The organism is Streptomyces sp. NPDC006339 (assembly GCF_040612775.1).
Taxonomy (GTDB): Bacteria; Actinomycetota; Actinomycetes; order Streptomycetales; family Streptomycetaceae; genus Streptomyces.
In genome coordinates this window covers 26,917-50,614 of the sequence record NZ_JBEXQW010000054.1, presented here as the reverse complement: position 1 = coordinate 50,614, position 23,698 = coordinate 26,917, and the positions used below count along the sequence as shown (strand labels likewise).

The window sequence follows — 23,698 nt, the reverse complement described above, 5'->3', positions numbered from 1 at the left end:
ATCCGCCAGGCCGTGATGGACGCCGGCAACACCGCCGAGCTGACCGATGTCCTCGGGCCGCACCCGCTGCTCGGCGGAATCCTCCGCCCGCGCCGGGTCAGATCGCGTGCGGCACCGAACGCGCCGCCGCGAGACCGGCCATCTCGCGCAGTCGCGCGCAATAGGAGGCGCAGTACGCCTCGCCGATCAGCGGCAGGACCTTGTCGAGGTCGGCGACGCATCTCCACAGGTCGGCGACGCCACGGTCGTCCAGCCCGCCGTGCAGCTCCCGTTGGACGAGACCGGCGACATCGGCGTCGAGGAGCACCAGCTCCACGCCCTCCACGTCCACCCCGCGGAAGCCCGGGGGAAACGGTGCCCGCCGGTGCTCGTCCCACAGCCGGGCGAGCCGGTCCCCGGACCGTGCCGCGGCCGGGCCGGCGCTCTGCTCCGCCCCCTCCGACGGCGGACGCAGGAGCAGGGACACGGCGTCGAAGACGGCCCGCAGCAGGGCGGCGGCCCGCTCCGGCCCGAGCGCGGCACCGGTCGCGGTGCCCCGCGCGAGCCGCTCGCGCAGCAGACGGCATCCGTCGAGCGCGGCGGCGGGTTCGGCGCCCAGCAGCCCCGCGTCCACGGCCCGCGCGATCAGCTCGCCCAACGGGGCGTCGACGGCCAGCCGCTCCACGAGGACGTGCTCCAGGGCGAGCAGGGAATGCGTCACGGCGACGGTGGCGAACTCGTACCGGAAGAAGGAGTGCCGCAGGAGCTCGCGGGAGGTGTCCAGCGCGCTCGTGACCTCCATCGACCCGCCGGTCGGCAGGACCAGGCCGGCGACGAGGGCCCGCATGCCCTCGTAGTCGGGAACGAGATCGCGGACCCGCGGGTCGGGGCGCGGGCCGGACGGTGGGGGCAGGGTGTTCATCCGTGCAGTCTCGTCGCCCGACGGTCGGCGATGCCAACGGATTTGCTCCGGCCCCGACCCGTACGGGGGTGTGGTGCCGCCGCGGCGGGAGCGGCCCCCGGGGTTACGGTCGGCGGCATGGATGATGAGGGCCGGAGATGGCCGCACTGTCTGCTCGCGGGCGCGGTGTTCGTCGTATGCATGGCCGGCACCACCCTGCCGACCCCGCTCTACCCCCTGTACCAGCAGAAGTTCGGCTTCTCCGAGCTGACGGTGACGGTCGTCTACGCGGTGTACGCCTTCGGGGTGATGGGCGTCCTGCTCCTCGCCGGCAACGCCTCGGACGCCGTCGGCCGCCGGCCGGCGCTGCTGTGGGGCCTCGGCTTCGCGGCGGCGAGCGCGGGCTGTTTCCTCGCCGCCGACAACACCGGCCTGCTCTACGCGGGCCGGCTGCTCTCGGGCCTGTCGGCGGGCCTGTTCACCGGCGCGGCCACCGCGTACGTCATGGAGCTCGCCCCGCCGGGCGGCGCGGCCCGGGCGACGTTCGTGGCGACGGCCGCCAACATGGGCGGCCTGGGCTGCGGCCCGCTGCTCGCGGGCCTGCTCGCCGAATACGCCCCCGAGCCCCTGCTGCTGCCCTACGCGGTCCACCTCGGGCTGGTGGCGGCCTCGGCCGTGGTCCTGCTGCGCCTCCCGGAGACGGTGACCGACCGACAGCCGCTGTCCACCGTGCGCCCCCAGCGCCCCGCGCTGCCTCCGGGGGTGCGGGCGGTGTTCCTGCCGGCGGCGACCGCGTCCTTCGTGGGCTTCGCCCTGTTCGGCGTGTTCACCTCGGTCAGCCCGGCCTTCCTCGCGCGCTCCCTGCACGTGGACGACCACGCGGTGAGCGGCCTGGTGGTGGCCCTCGCCTTCTTCGCCTCGACGGGCGGCCAACTGGCCGTCGACCGCGTCGGGGTGCCCCGCTCCCTGCCCCTGGGCTGCGCCGTCCTCTTCACCGGCCTGCTCCTCCTGGCGGCCGCGATCCACACCGACCTGCTCGTCCTCGTCGTCCTGGCCGCCCTCGTCGGCGGCGTGGGGCAGGGACTCGCCTTCCGCGCGGCCCTCGCCGGCGTGGCCGCGGCCGCTCCCGCGGACCGCCGTGCCGCGGTGATCTCCACGCTCTTCGTGGTCGCCTACACCGGCATCTCGATCCCGGTGATCGGCGTCGGCCTCCTGGCCGACCCCCTCGGCCTCGAAGGGGCGGGCCTGGTCTTCATCGCCAGCATGCTCCTCCTCGTCGCGGCGGCCGCCGTCTATCTGCTGCGCCGGCCGCTGCCGGCGCGGCGGGCCTGACGCACGGCCGGTTCGGGCCGCCGACGCCGCACTCCTGGAGACCGGACGGGCGGCGGAGACGGTCAGGCGGGGCGGACGACGTCCCCGGTCACGTCGTCGAGGACGAAGCCGTTGTCGAGGCGGACGCGCACCGTCACCCCGGGGCCCCGCTGCCGGAAGGCGGTCCAGTCCGCTTCGAGGGAGGCGACCTCCTGCTCCAGGCGCTCCCGGCTCCCGGGAGGCATCTGCGGGCCGTAGTCGTCGAGCAGCGACTTCAGACGGACGTACTCACGCACCTCCGGAGGCTGTTCCCGCTCGCTGACGCGCTCCACGGTGCCCTCGAGGCCCGCGGCCAGCGCCAGCGAGCCGGCGACGGCCTCCTTCTCCGGCGGGGTCCCCGCGGCCAGGGTGACGGAGCCGGCCAGCACCAGGTCGGCCGTCAGCCTCACCCGCCGGCCCACAGTGAGCGTCATCGGTCGTTCGTCTCTTCCGGTCGGGGAGCTGCTGGGTCGGAGCCATTATCCAGCCCTCCGCACGTCGGAGTGGATCTCCTTGCGCGCTCACGTCGAGGAAGATCAAATTCAGACGCCCCCTGAATTTCCCCCGGTCGGTCATTACCGGGTCGCCATCGAGCAGCCTACGCCGAACTCCCCGGGGATATGCCAGGTACAACTCAAGGATGGCCGGAAACGTCCTTCGGTTGTGTGCGAGCATGCCGGGGCAGACGTTCTCCGCAGGCCGCCGGAGGCTCCCTTGACACTCGTTCGAAACATGAACTAGAACCTCCTAGGCTCGATCTTCGGTGCGGGAAGTCGCCCCCGATCATGGCGACTTCCTCACCACAGGACAGAGCCGCTCGACCCCGACAATCGCGCATGAGGCAGAGCCGGAAGCGCTTCTCGCGAGAGATCACGATCCGTGAGTTGAGGCGTAGAACAAGGGGGAAGCTCCGATGCTGTTCAGAGCGGTGCACCGAGGATCCGTACACCGGTCCTGTGCGACGCCGGCGCCCGGCGGCAGACCGGCGCGCCGGACGCCCGGACCGGCGGTCCCCGGGCTCGGCGGCATCCCCGTGCGGCGCGGCGCCGACCCGATCCCCCGTTGACCGGCGCCGCGACGATCCACACCATTTCTTCACCGCAATACGTCACCTTGTTCGCGCTGTTCGCGGTGCGGGATCTCGGCGGGAGCGCGGGCACGATCGGCTCGTGGTCGGTTCCGGTGCCGTCGGCGTACCGGCCGGGTGCAGGTCACCGGTATGGCGATCCAGACGGTTGGAACTCGGTACGGCGACGATCTCGACCGTATCGGGCGAGGCTTCCAGCTACCCCCATGGAGGCGGAACACCATGACCATTCGAGTACTCATCTGCGACGAACTGCCCGTGATCGGGGACGGCTTACGGACCTTGCTCGACGCCGTTCCGGACATGGACGTGATCGGCACCACCGACAACGGTATGGAGGCCATTGTCCTGGTGCGCACCGCACGGCCCGATGTCGTGGTCACCGATTTGAATCTTCGGACGATTTCCGGCCTGGAAATGATCCGCCGGCTCGGGAAAGAGGAAGCGCCGCCGAACATCGTGGTCTTCACCCGCATTTCCGACGCCGACAAGACCGTCAGCGACGTCCTGCACGCCGGCGCGAGCTGCCTGCTCGGCAAGGACGCGAGCCCCCAGGACCTGGTCACCGCGATCCGGGCCGCGGCCGCCGGCCGGACCGTGCTCGCCCCGGACATCGCCCACCGCCTGGTCACCTGGTTCCGCGAACAGCCGGACACCCCGGACTCCGCACCGTACCCGGAAGTGACCGAACTGACCCCGCGCGAACGGGAGGTGACCCAGATGGTGGCACGCGGCATGTCCACCGAGGAGGTGGCCCGCGAGCTGGTCATCGGGGTCGCCACCGTGCGGACCCACCTCTACCGGGTGCGCACCAAGCTCGGCGTCCGCGACCGCGCCCAGCTCGTCTCCCTCGCCTACCGGTCCGGGCTGATCTAGGCCCACGGACCCGGCTCTCCACCGGACGGGCCCCCGGCGACGATGCGCCGGGGGCCCGGGGACGAGGAGCCGACCCGAGGGCGGGTCCTCAGGCCGGTTCGGGTGCGCCGTGGCGGGTGCGGCGGGCCAGGTCGAGCCGGGCGGCGCCGGCCAGTCGCCAGAGGGCGGCGGGCTCGCCGTACCGGCCGGTCTCGGCCGCCGTCAGCCGGAAGTACCGGTGAAGGCCCAGCTCCGTCGTCATCGCCCGCACGCCGCAGACCTGCATGCTCGACCGCACCACGTCCCGCGCGGTCTCGGCGGCCATCGCCAGCGCCACGACCGGCGCGGTCCCGGCCTCGTCCTGCCCCGGTACGGACCCGAACCCGGCCCCGGGTTCTGACCCGGACCCGGAGCCCGACCTGGCCCCCGACACGGGCCCGGACCCGGAGCCCGTCTCCTCGGCGGCGTCGATCAGCCAGGCGCCCCGGTACACCACCGCCCTGGTCGCGCGCAGGGCCACCATGGCGCGCGCCAGCGGGAAGGCCACCGCGGGCAGATCGCGCAGCCGGGTGTCGAACTGCCGCCGGACACCGGCGTAGCCCACCGCGATGTCGTGCGCCCCGTCGGCGATGCCCAGCAGATAGGCGGCCTGCCGGAGCCGGGCCCGGGCCAGCGGTCCCCCGGGGGAGTCGTCGAGCCGGGCGACCACGTCCGCCGCCGTCACCGGCGTGGCCTCGAAGCGGACGACCGGCGGCCGGCACCCGGGCTCCAGGCCGACGCCGGGCGCACCGGCCGGGACCGCGACGAGCACCGGCGCGTCGTCGAGCCGGGTGGCCACGAGCAGCGACCCCGCTCCCGCCGCGTCGTCCACCGTGGCGGCGCCGGTCAGTTCCCAGCCGCCGCCCGGCCGCGGGGCCGCGGTGACCCCGCCGCCGACCGGCAGCGCCTCGAACCCGGCCGCCGCCGCGCCCGCCGGGGCACCCACGTCGGCAGCCAGCGCGTCGCCCCGGTAGGAGTTCCCGCACGCCGCCCGGCCGAGTTCCTCGCTGACGAGCACTCCGGCCGTCAGACCGAGGCCCAGGCCGCCGGCGGAGGCGGACCGCTCGAAGTCGGCCGCCTCCAGCTCGTCGAGGACCGCCCGCGTGGGCCCGTGGGCCCCGTCGGTCACCGGCGCGCCGTTCACCTCCGGCCGTACGGGCACGCGGGCCAGGGACGTACGCAAGGCTTTGCGCAGCTCGACGAGGAGCGGATCGGGGGTCAGGTCCATCTCAGCGCTTCTCCTGTCCGAGGGAGTCGAACGCGGTCGCCATGATCTGCAGCATCACCTCGGAGGTGCCCGCCGACAGCGTGAGCCCCGGCGCCTCCCGGTAGGCGGAGTCCAGGGTCACGGCCGCGCGGGTGCGGCGGGCCCGCTGCCCGGGGCCGGGGAGATCGGCGGCCCACAGGGCGATCTCCTGGGCCAGTTCGCTGCTGTGGTACTTGGCGACGGCGGCGGCGACCGGATCGACCCGGTCGGCCGCGATGCCGGTCAGCACCTCCCAGGCGAGGATGTGGTCGGCCGCGAGCGCGCCGTCCCAGCGGCCGATCCGTTCGAGGTGGGCGTCGTGGGCCTCGTGGGCGAGCCGGGCCTCGGACGCGTGCGGGGCGTCGGGCGCGGCGGCCGGCTCGCGGTCGAGCAGCGCCTCCAGGGCCGCCTCCAGCCAGTACTCCGCCTTGAGGTGGTAGTCGAGGCCGGTGCGTTCGATGGCCAGGGCCTCGTTGAGCAGTGGCCAGCCCTGGTCGCGCGGCCCGAGGAGATCGTCGCCGGACACCGGCACGCCGTCGAGGTCCACCCGGTGGAACTGCTCGTCGTTGGCGCTCGGGATGACCGACACGGTCACACCCGGGGCGTCCAGGTCGACCAGGAAGAGGCTGATGCCCTGGTACTTGCCGGCCCCCGGCGTCGTACGGGCGGCGCACAGGCCGAGGTCGACGAAGCGCGTCTTGAGGCTGAACACCTTGGTGCCGGTGAGCCGGTAGCCGTCGCCGTCCGGCTCGGCCACGGTCCGCAGCGCGCCGAGGTCCGAGCCCGCGTCCGGCTCGGTGTAGAGCACCGAGCCGAAGCGCTCGCCCCGGGCCAGCGCCGGCAGATGCCGGCGCTTCTGCTCGGGCGTGCCCGCCATCAGCAGGAACTGGCCGATGATCTGGATGGTGTTGACGTGCAGGGTGTCCGGAACCCCGGCGCGGACGAGCTCCTCGGCGACGATCGCGGCGTCGGTGAGCGGCCGGCCCGCCCCGCCGTACTCGGCCGGCCAGTGCACGGCGAGCAGCCCGAGCTTGCCGAGCAGGCGGTACAGCGGCCGCTGGTCCGGCTCGACGCCGTCCGCCGGTGTGGCGTCGGCGGCCGCGGCCCGCACGTCGGGGGAGCGCAGCGCCTGCCGTACGTCCGCCCGGAACCGCTGTTGTTCCTCGGTGAATCCGAACCGCATGTGCGTCTCCTCAGGGGGCGAGCGTCTCTTCGATCGCGGCGACGACCCGGCTCAACGCCGGTTCCGTGAACAGGGTGTAGTGGTCGCCGGGCAGGTCGGCGGCCCGGAACGGGCCCGTGCACACCGCTCGCCACTCCGCCTCCACGGCGTCGCGGGGCGAGGTGGCCAGCACGGTGACCGGCCCGCCGTACGGGCTCGGCGGACGATACGCCTGAAGCGCCAGGGCGCAGGACCGGAAGACGGTGAGGCGGCGGTCCAACTCCTCGTCGGTGAGGTCGAGTTCGACGTCCAGGGAGGTCAGCGTCTTCCGGAGGTCGAGCACCTCGGCGGCCGTCTCGTCCAGGACGGCGCGCACCGACGGGCCGTCCTGCCCCGCGAGCCTGGCGACGTCGTGCACGAACCGCCGCCGTACCGTCCGCTCGTCGAGCGGTTCGACGTCCTCGCCGTAGGAGGCGTCGATCAGCACCACCGGCGGCCGTGCCCCGGTGTCCCGCTCCAGTTGCCGGGCGACCTCGAAGGCGAGCACGCCGCCGTAGGACCAGCCGGCCAGGCAGGACGACTCCGGAAGCCCGGCCGCGGCCAGGGCCCGCGCGATCCGGGCGGCCGTCGCCGCCATGCTCTCCTCGGGCGGCACGGCGGCGTCCCGGAGATCGGCGGCGAAGCCCGCCACGCCGACGCCCTCGCGCAGGGCCCTGACGAGCGGGATGTAGCAGAACAGCTCACCGCCCGACGGGTGCAGCAGGACCAGCCGCGCCGGTTCGGGCCCGCGCATCGGCACCGGCGCCCGGCCGGCGTCCGCCGCGACGGCTGCCGAGGTCTCCGCTGCCGAGGTGCCCGCCGCCGAGGCGCCCGGCCCGTCCGCGAGGAGCCGGTCCAGCGTGCCCAGCGGCTCGCCGCCGCCGGGCCGCGCGGCGCGGGCGGCGTCGACGGTGGCGGCCAGGTGGGCGACGGTGGGGGAGACGAAGAAGTCACCGAGCGCGATCTCCACCCCGAACCTGCGCCGGAGCGCCGACATCAACTGGGCGGCCTGGAGGCTGTTCCCGCCCGCCAGGAAGAAGTCGTCGTGCACGCCGAGCCGGTCGTTGCGCAGCAGCGGGGCGAGCACCTCGCGCAGCAGCACCCGTTCGGTCGCGCTCCGCGGCTCGTCGCCCGAACCGTCGCCCGCCGCCCGGGGATCGGGCGCGGGCAGCCTGCGCCAGTCCACCTTTCCGCTGCTGGTGAGCGGGAGTTCGGGCAGGACGACGAAGTACGACGGGATCATGTACGACGGCAGGAGCGTGCCCAGGTGCTCCCGCACCGCCGCCACCTGCTGCTCGCCGACCCCCGTCACGTAACCGACCAGGTGCTTGTCGCCGGCGTCGTCGGTCCACGGCTGCACCCGGACCGGGCCGATGCCCGGGAAGGCCGCCAACGCGGCCTCGACCTCGCCGAGTTCGATCCGCAGGCCGCGGATCTTCACCTGCTGGTCGATCCGGCCGAGGAAGACGAGGCGCCCGTCCGGCAGCCGCTTCACCAGGTCCCCGGTCCGGTACAGCCGGCCGCCCGGCGCGGTGCCGAAGGGGTCGGGGACGAACTTCTCGGCGGTCAGCTCGTCGCGGTCGAGATAGCCGCGCGCCAGACCGGCGCCCCCGATCACCAGCTCGCCCGGCACCCCGATCGGCACCTGGCGCAGGTCGCGGTCCAGCACATGCGCCACGTGGTTGGTCATGGGCAGGCCGATCGGCGGCGAGGTGTCCCAGGTCCCCGGGCACTCCTCGACGATCATCGTCACCGTGCACTCGGTCGGCCCGTAGCCGTTGAACAGCCGCCGGCCCGGGTTCCAGCGGTTCACCAGCTCACCGCTGAACGCCTCACCGCCGACGAACGCGATCCGCAGATCCGTGAACCTCTCCGGCGCCAGCAGCGGCATCACGGTCGGCGGCAGGTCGATGACGGTGACGCCGGCCCGCTCCATCAGCGACTGGAGCCGGTCGATGGACAGCCGCTCGTCCTCGGTCGCCAGGCACAGCCGCGCCCCGGTCAGCAACGCCGAGAACGTCTCGAACACCGAGACGTCGAAGGTCATCGACGCGAAGCCGAGCACCCGGTCGGCCGGTGTCAGCTCGAACAACTCCCGCGTGGAGTCGATGAAGTTCACCACGCCCCGGTGTTCGAGCAGCACGCCCTTCGGCCGGCCGGTGCTGCCGGAGGTGTAGATGATGTACGCGACATCGCCCGGTCCCGCCGCGAGCGGAGGGTTCCCGTCGGGCATCGTCGCCAGCTCCGCACGGACCTCCTCCAGGGTCACCACGGGCGCGGTGACCGCGCTCACGGCCCCGGCGACCTCGGCGTGCGCGATCACCGCGCCCACCCCCGCGTCCGCGGCGATCTCCGCGACCCGCGCCGGGGGATGCGCCGGATCGAGCGGCACATAGGCCGCGCCGGTCTTGAGCACCGCGAGCACCGCGGTCGTCAGGTCCACGTTCCTGCGCAGACACAGGCCGATCCGCGCGCCCGGACCGGCGCCGCCGCGCTCGCGCAGCAGGGCGGCCAGCCGGTTCGCGCGGGCGTTGAGCTCGGCGTACGTGGTCTCGGTGCCCGCGACGACGACCGCCACGCCGTCCGGCGCCTCCCGGACCCGCGCCTCGAACTCCGCGACGACCGTGGTCTCGCGGATCGGCCGCACCGGACCCCGGCTCACCTCGGCGAGGAACTCCTTGTCCGCCGGGCTCAGCAGGTCCGCCGCCGACAGCGGGGCGTCCGGGGCGGCGGTCAGGGTGCGCAGCAGCCCGTCGTAGTGCCGGGCGAACCGGGCGATACCGTCACCGTCGAACAGGGCGGTGTCGAACCGGATCTCCAGGACCGCGTCGGCACCGGGGGACGCCGGCTCCACCACGGTCCAGGTCATGTCGAACGGGGACGTGCCGGCCCGCACCGTCTCCGGCGAGGACACGAGGCCGGGCAGGCCGGACAGGCCGGGTGCGGCGGCGGCCGTCCCCAGGCCGAAGACGATCTGGAAGACCGGTGTACGCGAGGGGTCCCGGCCCGGGTCGACGGCCTCCACCAGCGCGTCGAGCGGCAGCGGGCCGTGCGCCCGCGCGTCCCGCGTCCCGCGCGCGACCCGGCGGACCAGCGCACGGAAGCCGGGGTCGCCGGAGACGTCCGCGCGCAGGGCCGTCAGGCCGGTGAAGGGACCGATCAGCGAGGACGCGGCGTCGGGCCGCCGGCCCGCGTCCGGCGTGCCGATCACCAGGTCCTCCAGACCGGAGTAGCGGTGCAGCAGGACGAAGAACGCGGCGGCCAGGACGTCGAACGGCGCCACGCCCTCCTCCCGGGCCAGCTCCCGCGCCCGCGCCAAACCCTCGTGCCCGAGCGGGAAGGCGCCCCTGTCGGCGGCGAAGGTGAGCGTGTCGCCGCGCGGCCGGTCGGTCGGGAACTCCAGCACCTCGGCGCCCGCCAGCGCCTCCCGCCAGTACGCGGCCAGACGGTCCCGCGCGCCGGCGTCGAGGGAGTCGTGCTGCCACACCGCGTAGTCCGGGTACTGCACGGGAAGCTCCGGCAGCCGCGGTGCCCCGCCCTCGCGCGACGACCGGTAGCACGCGGCCAGTTCGGCGGTCAGCACCCCCAGCGAACCGGCGTCGCACACCAGCGGGTGCGCGTCGAACAGGAACAGGTGGTCGTCCGGTGCCACCCGGACCAGGGCCGCGCGCCACAGCGGCGCCCGGCCCACGTCGAAGGGCGCGGCGATCCGCTCGGCGACCAGCGCCCGCGCGGCGGCGAGCCGCTGCCCGGGATCACCGTCCGGTGCTTCGACCAACGGCAGCTCCACCGGGACCTCGGGGACGACCTCCTGCACGGGGACGTCCCCGCGCTCCACGATCGCGGTCCGCAACGCCTCGTGCCGGGCCACGACCGCGGCCAGCGCGGCGCGCAGCGCGCCCACGTCCAGGTCGCCCCGGAGCCGGGTGCACAGCGGCAGGTGGGAGGCGGGAGCGTCCGGTGCCCCGTGCTCCAGGAACCACAGGGTCCGCTGCGCGTGCGACAGTGGGGCCGGACCCGTGTTCCCGCGCGGCGCCGGGCCCGCCCCGGCCGCGCGCTCCGCCTGTGCCTTCAGCCGCGCGAGGAACCGCGCCCGGCGCTCCGCGGGCACCGCGGCCAGACGCTGCGTCATGTCCGTCATCCGAGACTCCCTTCGGCGAGCGGAGCGGTCACCGGGTCGTCCGAGCGCTGGGCGGGCACCTGCGCCAGCTCGGCGAGGGCGAGGGACAGCACGTCGATGCCCCGCAGGTAGTCCGACAGGACGATGTGCTCGGTGTCGGCGTGATCGAGCCTGCTGTCGCCCGGGCCGTAGGTCGCCATCGGGATGTCCCACACCTCGGCGAGGGTGTTCATGTCCGAGGTGGCCGTCTTCACCACCAGCCGGGGCTGGGCGTGCAGCCGCCGGATCCCGGACACCAGCGCGCGGACCGCCGGGTTGGACCGGTCCGCCCGGCAGGCCGCCACCGCGTTCAGGACCTCCAGGCGGCCGGCCGGCAGCCGGTCCCGCAGCTCGCGCACCAGCTTCTCCACGTCGAAGCCCGGCGGGGTGCGGACGCTGAGGTCCGCCGTCGCCGAGGTCAGGTCGCCGTTGATGCCGCAGAGCGTCGCGCCCGGCTGCGCGAAGGCGCCGTGGCTCGCCTCCGGCCCGAGCAGGTCGACCAGCGCGTCCCAGCAGGCGACGGCGAGTTCGGACGCCTTCGGCGTCGGGTTGCTCGGGTGCGTGGCGGGCACCTTGACCGTGTAGCGCAGGTCGAGCTTGCCCTTGTAGCCGATGACCACGCTCGACCAGCCGCTCGGCTCGCCGACGATCAGCGCGTCCGGCCGGTCGTGGGTGGAGCGGATCGCCATCGCCCCGCGCGAGCAGGGCGTCTCCTCCTCGACGACGCCGATCACCACGATCCGGCCCCGGAAGTCCACCGCGCTCGCCGCGGCGCAGATCATCGCCGCGAGCGGCCCCTTCGCGTCCACGGCACCCCGGCCGTACAGCTTGCCGTCCTCGGAGCGGACCGGGACCTGGCCCGGGACGGTGTCCAGGTGACCGAGCAGCATCAGCGTCGGGCCGTCCCCGCGCTCGATCACGCCGATCACGTTGCCCACCACGTCGATGTGCGCCTCGAAACCCAGGTCCGCCATCGCCTCGGCCAGGAAGTCGGCCAGCGCGCGTTCCTGGTAGGACGAGGACGGGATCTCCAGCATGCCGCGCAGCAGCCCGACCGCGCTCGTCTCGGTGACCTGCCCGGACGAAGTGAAAGCCCAGTTCATCGTTGCGCTCGCTCCCGTAGGTGTTCGACGATGCGGTCCGCGACGTCGACCCGGTCGCCGAACGCGGATTGGAAGCCGGAGAACTCGACCCGGTGATTGACCTCGAGGACGAGCAGCCGGCCGTCGCGGTCCTCGATGAGGTCGACACCGGCGATGTCCGCGCCGACGGCGGCGGCCGCGTCCACCGACAGCTTGGTGATCTCGGGCGACTCCTCGCACGGGCGGGTCCGCGCGCCCAGCGCCACGTTGGTGCGCCAGAACTCGCCGGTCCGGTAGACGGCGCCGAGGAGCCGGCCGCCGACCACGATCGCCCTGATGTCGCGGCCCGGCTTGTCGATGAGCTCCTGCACGTACCCGAGGTGCGACTGCGGTCCAGGCAGCGCGGCGACGTATTCGAGCACGCCCTCCGCGGCGGCCCGGTCGGGCAGCCGGACCACCAGCCGGCCCCAGGAACCGACCAGCGGTTTGATCAGTGCCGGATAGCCGAGCGCGTCCAGCGCGTCCAGCGCGGCCTGCGGGGTGAGGGCGAGCGCGGTGCGGGGCGTCGGCAGCCCGGCCGCCTCCAGGGCCAGCGTGGTACGCCACTTGTCGCCGCACACCTCGGTGGCGTCGGCGCTGTTGACCACCTCGACCCCGGCCGAGGCGAGGCAGCGGGCCGCGTACGCCGCGCGGGCCTGCCCGATCTCCCGGTTCAGCACGTGGGTCCAGGGCAGGCCCCGCCGTCCGGCCGGGAACCACTGCCGGCGCGTGTCGACGTGCTCGAAGGGGACACCGTGCCGGTCGAGTGCGTCGAACAGCCGTTTCTCGTCCGCGCCGACCCTGCTGGCGAGTACGGCGATCCCGCCGTCCCCGGGGTGCTCTGGTGTCGCTGACACGTGACCTCCGTCGTAGGACCACCGGTTGACCGGACGGCGCAACCGGTCTGCCGCGTCGCAGGGACGTTACGGGCGGTCCGGCGCCGTGCGCGTCCGCGACAAGCTCATCCGGGGCGACGCATCGCGTTTACTTTTCCGCCGCGCGGCTGCGTATCTCGCTTACCCGGCCCGGGCACCGCCCGTGCCACTCTTGACGGGATTCCGAACGCCTGACGCAATAGTTCACCGCACGCTTTCCGCCCGGTTGCACCGCGGCCGCGCCAGAGGGAAGGGAAAACCGTGGACCACAATTCAGAGCGGATACCCGTGCTCGCGCTGTGGAGCGCACCCCGCAGTCGTTCCACCGCGTTCGCCCGGATGATGGCGGAGCGGGGCGACCGCGTCGTCGTGCACGAGCCGTTCTCCCAAGTGGTCGACTTCGGCGAGGTGAAGGTCGGCGACCGGGTCGCCCGCGGCGAACGGGACGTCCTCGCGGCGCTGCGCGACATGGCCGCGGACAAGCCGGTGTTCTTCAAGGACACCACCGACTTCCACTACCCGGCGCTGCTCGCCGACCGGGCCTTCCTGAGGGCCGCGACGCACACCTTCATCATCCGTCACCCGTCCGAGGCCATCGCGTCGCACCATGCGCTCAACCCGGACCTCGGCCGCGACGAGATCGGCTTCGCCCGGCTGCACGAGATCTTCACGGCCGTACGGGAGGCCACCGGCACGACCCCGGTCGTCGTCGACTCGGACGACCTGCTCGACCGGCCGGCCGACACCGTGCGGGCGTACTGCGCGGCGGTGGGCATCCCCTTCCTGCCCGACGCCCTGAACTGGCAGCCCGGCATGCGCTCGGAGTGGCAGGCGACCAGCCGATGGCACGAGTCGACCAGCCGGACCGCCGGCTTCACGCGCGGCTCGGGCCGCGGCGCCGAGACGGTCGAGGCGGACCCGGTGCTGCGGGCCCATCGCGATTACCACCTGCCTTTCTACGAGGAACTGCGCGCCGCCGCCCTTCGCCCTTGACCGACTTTCCGGAGTCACCGCGATGCGAAGGGACAGTGTGCGAATCAGCGTCCCGGCTCGGCACTATTCACACGGAATTCCAGTGAGGGGGATCAATTGACGGGCATCCCGGCGCCCTCCGCCACCGATCGACGGTGCGATACGGTCGATATTTCCGCTCATCTCGACAATACGGCCGTCTCCGCCGCGACGAACACCAAAGCGGGGGCCTTCAATGTGTGGGGGAATTCCTTCGCCGCCGAATACCTGCCCGAGGGCGGAAGCCTCGTCCGGGTCGCGGACGTCCCCTTCCGGTTCCCCCCGGTCGGCGAGGGACCGGACAACATCCGCTGCCAGGGCCAGTACCTCGCGCTGCCCGAGGGCCGCTACGACTGGATCCACGTGCTGGCGGCCTCCGAACGCCGCTGCGAGGACACCGTCGACCTGCACTTCGCCGACGGCTCGGTCGACGCGGAGGCCCTGCGGGTCTCCGACTTCTGGTCGGCGCCCGCCTGGTTCGGCGAGGTCAAGGCGTTCGAGAGCCTGGTCATGCACTACCCGCACCACGTGCAGCGCGACGTCTCCGCGGTCATGTGGGCGCAGCGGGTGCCGGTCACCCGGCGCGCCGACCTCGCCGGCCTCCGGCTGCCCCGCAACGTCGCGGTGCACGTCTTCGCGCTCACCCTGCAACGAGCGGAGGCCGGGGCATGACCGGTGACGTGGCGGCACGGACGTACATGATCGTCGGGCCGGAACCCGTCTGGTGGTACCGCGACCTGATCAGTTGCCTGCAGGCCACCTTCGGCACGCTGGTGGCCCGGGCGGGCGCCGACCCGCTGGAGGTCCTCGGCGCCGGCTGGCGCTTCCTCCATCTGCCGGGCGACGTACGGTCCGAGGAGTTCTACTATCCGTGCCCGCCCGACGCGTCCGGCGGCACCGACCTCGGCGCCGCCCTGGCGCCGCACCACGACCTGCACGCGCGCTGGTGGCAGCCCGCCGACGAGGACGACGTCTGGCGGGAGATGCGCGAGGCGCTGGCCGCCGACCGGCCCGTCATCGCCGCCGTGGACAACTTCCACCTGCCGTTCCGGCCCGCCTACGGCGACGTGCACGCGGCGCACCTGGTGGTGGTCTACGGCCTGGACGAGGTCCGCGGCCTGGTGTACGTCTCCGACGCGATGCCGCCCGCGTTCCGCGGCGCCGTCCCGATCGAGGCGTTCCTGCGGAGCTGGGGCTCCGCCAACCCGACCGACGTCCAGGACGCGTTCTTCAGCGACTCGCGGATCGGCAGGCGCTGCCTCGACGTCCGGCTCGACACCCCGCCACCGCCCCTGACCCCCGAGCTGCTCGGCGGCTTCCTGCGCACCGACGTCGACGGCTTCACCACGGCGGGCCCCGCCCGCACCGGCCTGCCCGGCTTCGACGCGTTCGCCGCCGAACTCCTCGACCGCTGCCGCGCCGGGGACGCCGGCGCGCTGCGCGAGCTCTACCCCTTCGGCTGGGGCATGCAGGCGCAGGCGTCCCTGCACGGCGAACTGCTGCGCCGCCGCGGCCGGGAATGGGGCGAGCCGGAGCTCGCCGGGGCCGGACGGGCGGTCGAGGCCGTCGCGCACGCCTGGACCGGACTGCGCATCACCGGCGCGCACGGCCTCGACGATCCGCGCGCGGTCGCCGCCGACATTGCGCACCACACCACCGTGCTGCGCGGCGCCTACGCGCGTGCGGTCGACGCCGTCGGCGCGGCGGCGGCACGCCTGTGACCGCGCACGGCGCCGTGACCACCGTGACCCTGTCGAGAGGACTGTGATGAGCAAGCTGGCAGCGTTCGGCGGTTCGCCGGCCGTGCCCAGGGACCGGCGCCATGTGGACTGGCCGCTGGTCGAGGACGAGGACCGCAAGGCCGTCATCGACGCGCTCGACGGCGCCAGACTGGTGTCCAACTCCGACGGCGCGAACCCGGTGTCCACCCTCGAGGAGCGCTGGGCCCGGCGGTTCGGCCACGACCACTGCGTCGCGGTGTCCACCGGCACCGCCGCCCTGTCCCTCGCCCTCGCCGCGCTCGGCGTCGGCCCGGGCGACGAGGTGATCGTGCCGGCGCTCAGCTTCATCGCCACCGGTCTCGCGCCGGTGCACCAGATGGCCGTGCCCGTCTTCGCCGACATCGACCCGGTCACCTTCAACATCGACCCCGACGACGTCGAACGCCGGATCACCGACCGGACCCGGGCGATCATCCCGGTCCATCTGCACGGCGCGCCCGCCGACATGGACCGCATCACCGACATCGCGCGCCGGCACGGCCTCGCCGTGGTCGAGGACGCCGCCCAGGCGCCCGGCGCGACCCACCGCGGCCGGCCGGTCGGCTCCCTCGGCGACGCCGGCGCCTTCAGCCTCCAGGCCACCAAGAACATCCCCACCTGCGGCGAGGGCGGCCTGCTGGTGACCGGCAGCGCCGAGCTGGCCGAGAAGGTGCGCAAGGGCCGCCAGTTCGGCGAGGTCATCGAGGCCGGCCGCGACCGCGACTACGTCAGTTACGGCCTCGGCTGGAACCACAAGATGAACGCCCTCCAGGCCGCCTTCACCGACGCCCAGCTCAGCCGCTTCGACGCCTACGAGGAGGCCCGGCAGCGCAACGTCGCCGCGTTCCTCGGGCGGCTCGCCGAGCTGCCCGGCCTGCGCGTGCCGACCGCGCTCCCGGACACCACCCACGCCTGGCACATCCTGCGCTTCCGCTTCGACGCGGCCGGGCTCGGCCTGGACGGCGTACGGCCCGAGGCCCTGCGCGCCGCGCTGCGGCGGCTGCTGCGCGCCGAGGGCGTGCCCATGTCGCAGTACCAGCTCATGCCGCTGCCCGACCAGAAGGTCTTCGTCGACCGCGTCGGCTTCGGCGGGGGCTACCCGTGGACCGTGACCGGCGCGCCGGCGCCGGCGGCGGGCGAGGGCTACCCCGTGGCCCGGGCGGTCATCGCCGACTCCCTGACCCTGCAGAAGCGTCACCTCCACCCGGGCTCGGGCGAACTGCTCCGCCACTACGCGGACGCCTTCGAGAAGGTGTGGGCGAACACCGACATGGTGGCCACCCTCGCGGGAGCCGCCTCATGACCGCCACCCAGGCCCCGGCCCTCGACACCCTGGAAGCGGTCGCCGCCCGCATCCGCGCGCATGTCGTCGACATGTGCGCGGGGCCGGAGGGCGGCCACCTCGGCGGCGCCTTCTCCAGCGTCGAGGTGCTCACCGCGCTGTACTTCTCGGTCCTGAACGTGGACCCCGAGCGGCCGGACGACCCGGACCGCGACCGCTTCCTGCTCAGCAAGGGCCATGCCGCCGTCGCCCTCTACGCGACCCTGGCCGAGCGCGGCTTCCTCCCCGTCGAGGAACTCGCCGGATACGGACGGCCCGGCAGCCGGCTCATGGGCCATCCGGTGCGCGCGGTGCCCGGCGTGGAGCTGCCGACCGGATCGCTCGGCCACGGCCTCGCGCTGGCCTGCGGATTCGCCCTGGCCCACCGGACCGCGGGACGCGACGCGCGCAGCTTCGTCCTGCTCGGCGACGGCGAGCTCCAGGAGGGTTCGGTGTGGGAGGCGGCCATCGCGGCCGCGTCGCTGCGCCTCGACCGCCTGGTCGCCGTCGTGGACCGCAACGGCCTCCAACTGACCGGCGCCACCGACGGGATCGCGCCGATGGAGCCGCTCGCCGACCGCTGGCGCAGCTTCGGCTGGGCGGTCCGCGACGTGGACGGCCATGACGCCGCCGAGCTCGCCGACCACCTCGCCGCCGCCCCCTGGGAACCGGGCCGGCCGAGCGTGCTGATCGCCCGTACGGTCAAGGGCCACGGACTCCCCTTCCTCGCCGGCCGGGCCGCCAGCCACTATGTGACCCTGTCCCCGCGCAACCACGCACGGGCCCGGGCCGCCCTCCTCCGGACCACGGACGCCGCCGGATGAGCCGCGCGACCCGGGAGGCGTACCGGGACACTTTGCTGCCGCTGCTCGCGCGCCACCCCGAACTGATCTGCCTGGACAGCGACACCGGCCTGTTCAGCGCGGACCACGCGGCGGCGGCCGGCGAGCAGTACGTCAACCTCGGCATCGCCGAGCACAACCTGATGGGCATGGCCGCCGGTCTCGCCGCGTGCGGGCGGATCCCGTTCGTCAACACGATGGCCGCCTTCGCCGCGTCCCGCGCACTGGAGGCGATCAAGATCGACATCGCCTACAACCGGCTGCCGGTCCGCATCATGGCCACCCACGGCGGACTCGCCGCCGGCCACCTCGGTCCCACCCACCAGGCCCTCGAAGACCTCGCCGTGCTGCGGGTGCTGCCCGGGATGACCGTGGTGGTCCCCGCCGACGCCGCCGCCACCGAGGCGTTCGTCGAACAGAGCCTGGACGTGCCCGGACCCCTCTACGTCCGCCTCGGCCGCAAGCCGACACCCCCGCTGCCAGAGGCCCCGCCCCCGGTCATCGGGACGGCGCAGACACTGCGGCGGGGCGGCGACGTGGTGCTCGCCGCCTGCGGCCCGTACCCCGTGCTCGCCTGCCTCGCCGCGGCGGACGCCCTGGCCGGGCACGGCATCGAGGCCACCGTGCTCAACGTGCACACGCTCCGGCCGTTCGACACCGAGACGCTGGTGGCCGCGGCCCGCCCGGCCCCGCTCGTCGTGACCGTCGAGGAGCACTGGCGCAGCGGCGGCCTCGGCGGCGCCGTCGCCGAGGTCCTCGCGGAGCACGCGCCCACCCGGGTGCTGCGGCTCGGCATGCCGGACCGCTTCGTCGACACCGTCGGCAACCAGGAGCACCTCGTCACGCACTACGACCTGACCGCGGAGCGGGTGGTGAGGACGGTCCGTACCGCCCTCGACAGCGCCGCCCTCTCCGGGACGACCCTCTGAACGCGAAAGGACACCTTCCCATGACCACAACGCAGGCTTGCCCGGAGTGCGAGGACGCGGTGCAGCTCAGCGACTCGGTGCGGCTCAACGAGATCGTCGAGTGCGCGGGCTGCCGCAGCGAACTGGAGATCGTGGCGCTGAGCCCGGCGGTGCTCGCCCTCGCGCCCGAGGTCGAAGAGGACTGGGGGGAGTGACCGTGCGGGGACACCAGACCGGCGCCGGAGCCGCGACGTGATCCGCGTCGCGGTGGTCGGCGCGGCCGGCTACATCGGCGGCGAACTGCTGCGACTCCTCATCGGCCATCCCGAGGTCGAGGTGGTGGGCGCGGTGTCGTCCCGCTTCCCCGGCAAGCGGGTCGACGGCGTGCACCCGAACCTGCGGTCCGCCACCGATCTGCTGTTCTGCACGGCCGACGACGTCGAGGACTGCGACGCGGTCTTCCTCGCCACGCCGCACCGCGCCGCCATGACGCAGATGGACCGCTGGACGGGACGGGCCAAGCAGGTCTACGACCTCACCGGCGACTTCCGGCTCGACGACCCCGAGGTCTTCGAGCGCTATTACGGGGTCGAGCACGCCGCGCCGCACCTGCTCGGCGACTTCGTCCCCGGGATACCCGAGCTGTACCGGGACCGTCTGGGCAGCGCCGACCGCGTCAGCGTGCCCGGCTGCATGGCGGTGGCCGGCGTGCTCGCCCTGTACCCGCTCGTGGCACGGAACCTGGTCGAGCCGAAGGCGCAGTTCGACGCGCGCACCGGTTCCAGCGGTTCCGGCGCCACCGCGGGCCAGGCGAACCTGCACGCCGAACGCAGCGGCGCCATGCGGGTGTTCGCGCCCACCGGGCACCGCCACGAGGCCGAGATCTCCCGGCACCTGGGCATCGAGGCCGCCATGACCGCGACCGGGGTCGAGGCGGTGCGCGGCGTGCAGACCCTCTGCCACGCCGCGCTGCGCCCCGGCGTGGACGCGGCGGCGGTGCGCAGGGCGTTCCGCGAGCAGTACCAGGACGAGCCCTTCGTCCGCCTGGTCGCCCAGAAGCGGGGCACCTTCCGCTACCCGGAGCCGAAGATCCTGCTGGGCTCGAACTTCTGCGACGTCGGCTACGCCGTCGACGAGGAGGCCGGCCGGCTGGTCACCATCGCCGCCCTGGACAACCTCGTGAAGGGCGGCGCGGGCAACGCGGTCCAGTGCCTGAACATCCGCATGGGCTGGCCGGAGAACCTCGGCCTGTCCTTCACCGGCCTGCATCCCGTCTGAGCCCCGGAGAACAGGAGACTTCGTGACCACCAGACCGCTGACCGTCGTCAAGTGCGGCGGCAACCCGGCCGTCGACGCCGAGGGCATCTGTGCCGACGTCGCCAAGCTCGTCGGCGAGGGACAGTCCGTCCTCCTGGTGCACGGAGGCTCCGGGGAGATCGCCCGACTGGCCGGGAGGCTCGGGGTGCCCCAGCGCACCCTGGTCGCCCCCGACCAGGTGACCACCCGGTACACCGACCCGGCCACCCTGGAGGTGGTCGTCCTCGCGCTGGCCGGTTCGGTCAAACCGAGGATGGTCGCCGAGCTGACCCGGCTCGGGGTGCCGGCCGTCGGCCTCACCGGCCTGGACGGCGGGATGCTGCGGGCCCGCCGCAAGTCCGCCGTCCGGGCCGTCGTGGACGGCCGGACCGTCCTGGTCCGGGACAACCTCAGCGGCCGGCTCACCGGGGTGCGCCCCGGACCGGCCGAGGCCCTGCTGGCCGCCGGTTTCGTGCCGGTGGTCTCACCGCCCGCGATCGACGAGTACGACGAGCCGGTGAACGTCGACGCCGACCGCGCCGCGGCGGCCCTCGCGGCCGCGCTCGGCGCCGACCGGCTGGTGCTGCTGACCGGCGCACCGGGCGTGCTCGCCGACCCCGACGACGACACCAGCGTGATGTCCGCCTGTGAGGTGCCGGCGACCGGCGCGCCCGGCCGGTTCGCCGGCGGTGGCATGGCCCTCAAACTCGTCGCGGCACGCGAGGCCCTGGCTGGCGGAGTGAGGTCGGTCCGCATCGCGGACGGGCGGGTACCCCACCCGGTCGGCCGGGCGCTGGCCGGCGGCGGCACCACCGTAACCATGACGGACGCAGGGCAGGTCACGGCCGGCCCGCGCGAAAGGGAGCACCGAACATGACCGAACCAAACGGCGGACCGGCCGTGTGGCAGGGCGGCACGGTCTGGCTGACCGGACTGCCCAGCGCTGGCAAGACCACCCTCGCCCGGGGCCTCGCCGAGCGACTGCGGACCGAGGGACACCGGGTGCAGGTGCTCGACGGCGACGAGGTCCGCACCGCGCTCTCCGCGGAACTCGGCTTCTCGAAGGAGGACCGCGACACCAACGTACGGCGGATCGGCTACGTGGCCGGACTGCTCGCCTCCCACGGCGTCACCGTCCTCGTGCCCGTCATCGCCCCGTACGCGATGTCCCGCGCCGCGGTGCGCGACCTCCACGCGGCCCACGGCGTCCCGTATCTGGAGGTGCATGTCGCGACACCCCTGGAGACCTGCGCCGACCGGGACGTGAAGGGCCTCTACGCCCGGCAGGCGGCGGGGGATCTGCGGAGTCTGACCGGCGTGGACGATCCCTACGAGGCACCGGTCGATCCCGATCTGCGGATCCGCACCGAGGACCAGACGGTCGAGGAGTCGATCCGGCACCTGCGTGCGCTGCTCGCGGCACGCGGGCTGTCGTGACCGCCGTCGCCCGGGCCGGGGTCGAGGACCGGCCCGGAACCCTCGGCCCTCGGCTCGCCCCGGCGGTGACGCCCCTCACCCACCTGGAGGCGCTCGAGACCGAGGCGGCGCACATCTTCCGCGAGGTGGCGGGCGAGTTCGACCGGGCCACGCTGCTGTTCTCGGGCGGCAAGGACTCGATCGTCATGCTGCACGTCGCCCTCAAGGCGTTCGCCCCGGCGCCGCTGCCGTTCTCCCTGCTGCACGTGGACACGGGCCACAACTTCCCCGAGGTGATCGCCTACCGCGACCGGATCGTCGAGAAGCACGGCCTGCGCCTCGACGTGGCGTCCGTGCAGTCCTACATCGACGACGGCAGGCTCCGCGAGCGGCCCGACGGCACCCGCAACCCGCTCCAGACCCTGCCGCTGCTCGACGCGATCCGCGACGGCCGCTTCGGCGCGGTGTTCGGCGGCGGCCGGCGCGACGAGGAGAAGGCGCGCGCCAAGGAGCGCGTCTTCTCCCTGCGCGACCAGTTCGGCGCCTGGGACCCGCGCAGACAGCGGCCCGAGCTGTGGCAGCTCTACAACGGCCACCACGAACCGGGCGAACACGTGCGGGTGTTCCCGCTGTCCAACTGGACCGAACTGGACGTCTGGCAGTACATCGAGCACGAGGGCATCGACCTGCCCGAGATCTACTTCGCGCACCGGAGGAAGGTGTTCCGGCGCGACGGCATGTGGCTGACACCCGGCGACTGGGGCGGCCCCCGGGACGACGAACCCCTGTGCGAGCGGCAGATCCGGTACCGCACCGTCGGCGACATGTCCTGCACCGGCGCCGTCGACTCCTCCGCCTCGACCGTCGAAGCCGTGATCGCCGAGATCACGGCCAGCCGGGTGACCGAACGCGGAGCGAGCAGGGCCGACGACCGCATGTCCGAGGCTGCCATGGAGGACCGCAAGCGAGAAGGGTACTTCTAGACATGTCAACGGACCTCGCGGAAGCGGAAGGCCGGTCCGACCCGTCCGCACGGACCTCGGGCGGCCTGCTGCGCCTGGCCACCTGCGGGTCGGTCGACGACGGCAAGTCCACCCTGGTCGGCCGGCTGCTGTACGACACCAAGTCCGTGCTCTCCGACCAGTTGGCGGCCATCGAGGAGGCGTCCCGCCGCCGCGGGCAGGACGACCCCGACCTGGCGCTGCTCACCGACGGCCTCCGGGCCGAGCGCGAGCAGGGCATCACGATCGACGTGGCCTACCGCTACTTCGCCACGCCCCGGCGGCGCTTCATCCTCGCGGACACCCCCGGCCATGTGCAGTACACGCGCAACATGGTGACCGGCGCGTCCACCGCCGACCTGGCGGTGATCCTGGTCGACGCGCGCAAGGGCGTCGTGGAACAGACCCTGCGGCACGCCGCCATCACGGCCCTGCTCCGCGTCCCCCATGTCGTCCTCGCGGTCAACAAGATGGACGCCGTCGGCTACGACGAGTCCGTCTTCACCGCGATCGTGGCCGAGTTCGCCGGGCGGACGGCCGGGCTCGGCCTCTCCGACGTCGTCGCCGTCCCGATGTCCGCGCTGGCCGGCGACAACGTGGTCGAACCCTCGGCCGCCATGGACTGGTACGCCGGCGACACGCTCCTGTCCCACCTGGAGCACGTTCCGCTCGGAGCGGATCCGACCGGCAAGCCGCTGCGGCTGCCGGTGCAGTACGTGATCCGGCAGCCCTCCGCCGACCGGCGGACCGTGGAACGCTGGCTGGCCGGGCAGCTCGCCTCCGGCCTGCTCCGGGTCGGCGACCCGGTCGTCGTGCAGCCGGCCGGCGTCACCAGCACGGTCGTCGGACTCAGCGTGCTCGGCCGGGAGACCGACCTCGCCTGGGCCCCGCAGTCCGTCGCCGTCCGCCTCGCCGACGAGATCGACGTCTCCCGCGGCGAGGTCCTCACCGCCGACCCCGCACCCGAGCCGCTGCGACGGCTCACCGCCACCGTCTGCCACCTCGACCAGCGCCCCCTGCGCACCGGACAGCGCGTGCTGCTCAAGCACACCACCCGTACCGTCCCGGCCGTGGTGGAGGACATCACGTACCGCACGGACGTCGCCCTCGCCCGCCGGCTGCCGGGCCGGGATGGGCTGGCAGCCAACGACATCGGCGGCGTACGGATCCTCACCGCCGAGCCGCTCGCCGTCGACGACTACGCCGACAACCGGCGCACCGGCTCGTTCCTGCTCATCGATCCGCAGGACGGAGCGACCCTCAGCGCCGGCATGGTCGACGCGGGGGCCGACCACCAGCCGGACCACTGACCGACCGCCGAAAGGGTCAA

The 23,698-nt window shown here is 73.8% G+C and carries 21 protein-coding genes; 14 read left to right on the top strand and 7 right to left on the bottom strand.

Annotation, left to right across the window (positions count from 1 at the left end):
- Positions 1 to 97: 97 nt before the first annotated feature.
- Complete coding sequence (locus ABZ135_RS32345) at positions 98 to 901, bottom strand: hypothetical protein (RefSeq protein WP_356700841.1); 804 nt, start codon at positions 899 to 901, stop codon at positions 98 to 100.
- A 117-nt stretch (positions 902 to 1,018) separates the two neighbouring features.
- Here ABZ135_RS32345 and ABZ135_RS32340 point away from each other — a divergent pair, with 117 nt between their 5' ends.
- The gene (locus tag ABZ135_RS32340) at positions 1,019 to 2,212 is read left to right on the top strand and encodes an MFS transporter (RefSeq protein WP_356700839.1); all 1,194 of its coding nucleotides are present in this window, start codon (positions 1,019 to 1,021) and stop codon (positions 2,210 to 2,212) included.
- Between the two features lie 62 nt (positions 2,213 to 2,274).
- Here ABZ135_RS32340 and ABZ135_RS32335 read toward each other — a convergent pair whose 3' ends face one another.
- Entirely contained in the window at positions 2,275 to 2,664 is a 390-nt protein-coding gene (locus tag ABZ135_RS32335) for a hypothetical protein (RefSeq protein WP_356700837.1), read from the bottom strand.
- Between the two features lie 875 nt (positions 2,665 to 3,539).
- On the opposite strand from ABZ135_RS32335, the gene ABZ135_RS32330 reads away from it, so the two are divergent.
- Positions 3,540 to 4,193, top strand: coding sequence for a response regulator transcription factor (locus ABZ135_RS32330; protein ID WP_356700835.1), 654 nt, complete (start codon positions 3,540 to 3,542; stop codon positions 4,191 to 4,193).
- Between the two features lie 88 nt (positions 4,194 to 4,281).
- Here the strand turns inward: ABZ135_RS32330 and ABZ135_RS32325 are convergent, their stop codons facing one another.
- From ABZ135_RS32325 to ABZ135_RS32305, 5 genes are read right to left on the bottom strand one after another with little or no spacing between them, the layout of a single operon-like run.
- Positions 4,282 to 5,439 carry an acyl-CoA dehydrogenase family protein gene (locus ABZ135_RS32325; protein ID WP_356700833.1) on the bottom strand — a complete coding sequence of 386 codons (1,158 nt, stop codon included), beginning with the start codon at positions 5,437 to 5,439 and terminating at the stop codon, positions 4,282 to 4,284.
- 1 nt (position 5,440) lies between these two features.
- Complete coding sequence (locus ABZ135_RS32320) at positions 5,441 to 6,640, bottom strand: acyl-CoA dehydrogenase family protein (RefSeq protein WP_356700832.1); 1,200 nt, start codon at positions 6,638 to 6,640, stop codon at positions 5,441 to 5,443.
- Between the two features lie 10 nt (positions 6,641 to 6,650).
- Positions 6,651 to 10,799, bottom strand: a complete 4,149-nt coding sequence (locus tag ABZ135_RS32315) for an amino acid adenylation domain-containing protein (RefSeq protein WP_356700830.1) — start codon at positions 10,797 to 10,799, stop codon at positions 6,651 to 6,653.
- Positions 10,796 to 11,920 (bottom strand): M20/M25/M40 family metallo-hydrolase, encoded by a 1,125-nt coding sequence (locus ABZ135_RS32310; RefSeq protein WP_356700829.1) that lies wholly within the window; start codon positions 11,918 to 11,920, stop codon positions 10,796 to 10,798. The genes ABZ135_RS32315 and ABZ135_RS32310 overlap by 4 nt, the downstream gene beginning before the upstream one ends.
- On the bottom strand, positions 11,917 to 12,795 hold the full coding sequence (locus ABZ135_RS32305) for a RimK family alpha-L-glutamate ligase (RefSeq protein WP_356700828.1): 879 nt from the start codon (positions 12,793 to 12,795) through the stop codon (positions 11,917 to 11,919). Before ABZ135_RS32305 ends, ABZ135_RS32310 begins: the two co-directional genes overlap by 4 nt.
- Positions 12,796 to 13,074: 279 nt before the next feature.
- On the opposite strand from ABZ135_RS32305, the gene ABZ135_RS32300 reads away from it, so the two are divergent.
- The 12 genes from ABZ135_RS32300 (at position 13,075) to ABZ135_RS32245 (ending at position 23,678) form a co-directional block, all read left to right on the top strand.
- Positions 13,075 to 13,806, top strand: a complete 732-nt coding sequence (locus ABZ135_RS32300; RefSeq protein WP_356700827.1) for a sulfotransferase family protein — start codon at positions 13,075 to 13,077, stop codon at positions 13,804 to 13,806.
- A 216-nt stretch (positions 13,807 to 14,022) separates the two neighbouring features.
- Positions 14,023 to 14,496 (top strand): hypothetical protein, encoded by a 474-nt coding sequence (locus ABZ135_RS32295; RefSeq protein ID WP_356700826.1) that lies wholly within the window; start codon positions 14,023 to 14,025, stop codon positions 14,494 to 14,496.
- Positions 14,493 to 15,545: a BtrH N-terminal domain-containing protein gene (locus ABZ135_RS32290; RefSeq protein WP_356700825.1), complete on the top strand. Its 1,053-nt coding sequence runs from the start codon at positions 14,493 to 14,495 to the stop codon at positions 15,543 to 15,545. The genes ABZ135_RS32295 and ABZ135_RS32290 overlap by 4 nt, the downstream gene beginning before the upstream one ends.
- 46 nt (positions 15,546 to 15,591) lie before the next feature.
- Complete coding sequence (locus ABZ135_RS32285) at positions 15,592 to 16,887, top strand: DegT/DnrJ/EryC1/StrS family aminotransferase (protein WP_356700823.1); 1,296 nt, start codon at positions 15,592 to 15,594, stop codon at positions 16,885 to 16,887.
- On the top strand, positions 16,884 to 17,729 hold the full coding sequence (locus ABZ135_RS32280; protein ID WP_356700822.1) for a transketolase: 846 nt from the start codon (positions 16,884 to 16,886) through the stop codon (positions 17,727 to 17,729). Before ABZ135_RS32285 ends, ABZ135_RS32280 begins: the two co-directional genes overlap by 4 nt.
- Positions 17,726 to 18,676 carry a transketolase C-terminal domain-containing protein gene (locus ABZ135_RS32275; protein ID WP_356700820.1) on the top strand — a complete coding sequence of 317 codons (951 nt, stop codon included), beginning with the start codon at positions 17,726 to 17,728 and terminating at the stop codon, positions 18,674 to 18,676. The genes ABZ135_RS32280 and ABZ135_RS32275 overlap by 4 nt, the downstream gene beginning before the upstream one ends.
- A gap of 20 nt (positions 18,677 to 18,696) precedes the next feature.
- Positions 18,697 to 18,870, top strand: coding sequence for a lysine biosynthesis protein LysW (gene lysW, locus ABZ135_RS32270; RefSeq protein ID WP_356700818.1), 174 nt, complete (start codon positions 18,697 to 18,699; stop codon positions 18,868 to 18,870).
- 37 nt (positions 18,871 to 18,907) lie between these two features.
- Entirely contained in the window at positions 18,908 to 19,933 is a 1,026-nt protein-coding gene (argC, locus tag ABZ135_RS32265; RefSeq protein ID WP_356700817.1) for an N-acetyl-gamma-glutamyl-phosphate reductase, read from the top strand.
- 22 nt (positions 19,934 to 19,955) lie between these two features.
- Positions 19,956 to 20,828: a [LysW]-aminoadipate kinase gene (locus tag ABZ135_RS32260; RefSeq protein ID WP_356700815.1), complete on the top strand. Its 873-nt coding sequence runs from the start codon at positions 19,956 to 19,958 to the stop codon at positions 20,826 to 20,828.
- On the top strand, positions 20,825 to 21,388 hold the full coding sequence (gene cysC, locus ABZ135_RS32255) for an adenylyl-sulfate kinase (RefSeq protein ID WP_356700813.1): 564 nt from the start codon (positions 20,825 to 20,827) through the stop codon (positions 21,386 to 21,388). The genes ABZ135_RS32260 and cysC overlap by 4 nt, the downstream gene beginning before the upstream one ends.
- Positions 21,389 to 21,453: 65 nt before the next feature.
- Positions 21,454 to 22,350: a sulfate adenylyltransferase subunit CysD gene (gene cysD / locus ABZ135_RS32250; RefSeq protein WP_356700845.1), complete on the top strand. Its 897-nt coding sequence runs from the start codon at positions 21,454 to 21,456 to the stop codon at positions 22,348 to 22,350.
- Between the two features lie 2 nt (positions 22,351 to 22,352).
- Positions 22,353 to 23,678 (top strand): GTP-binding protein, encoded by a 1,326-nt coding sequence (locus ABZ135_RS32245; RefSeq protein ID WP_356700811.1) that lies wholly within the window; start codon positions 22,353 to 22,355, stop codon positions 23,676 to 23,678.
- Positions 23,679 to 23,698: the final 20 nt, after the last annotated feature.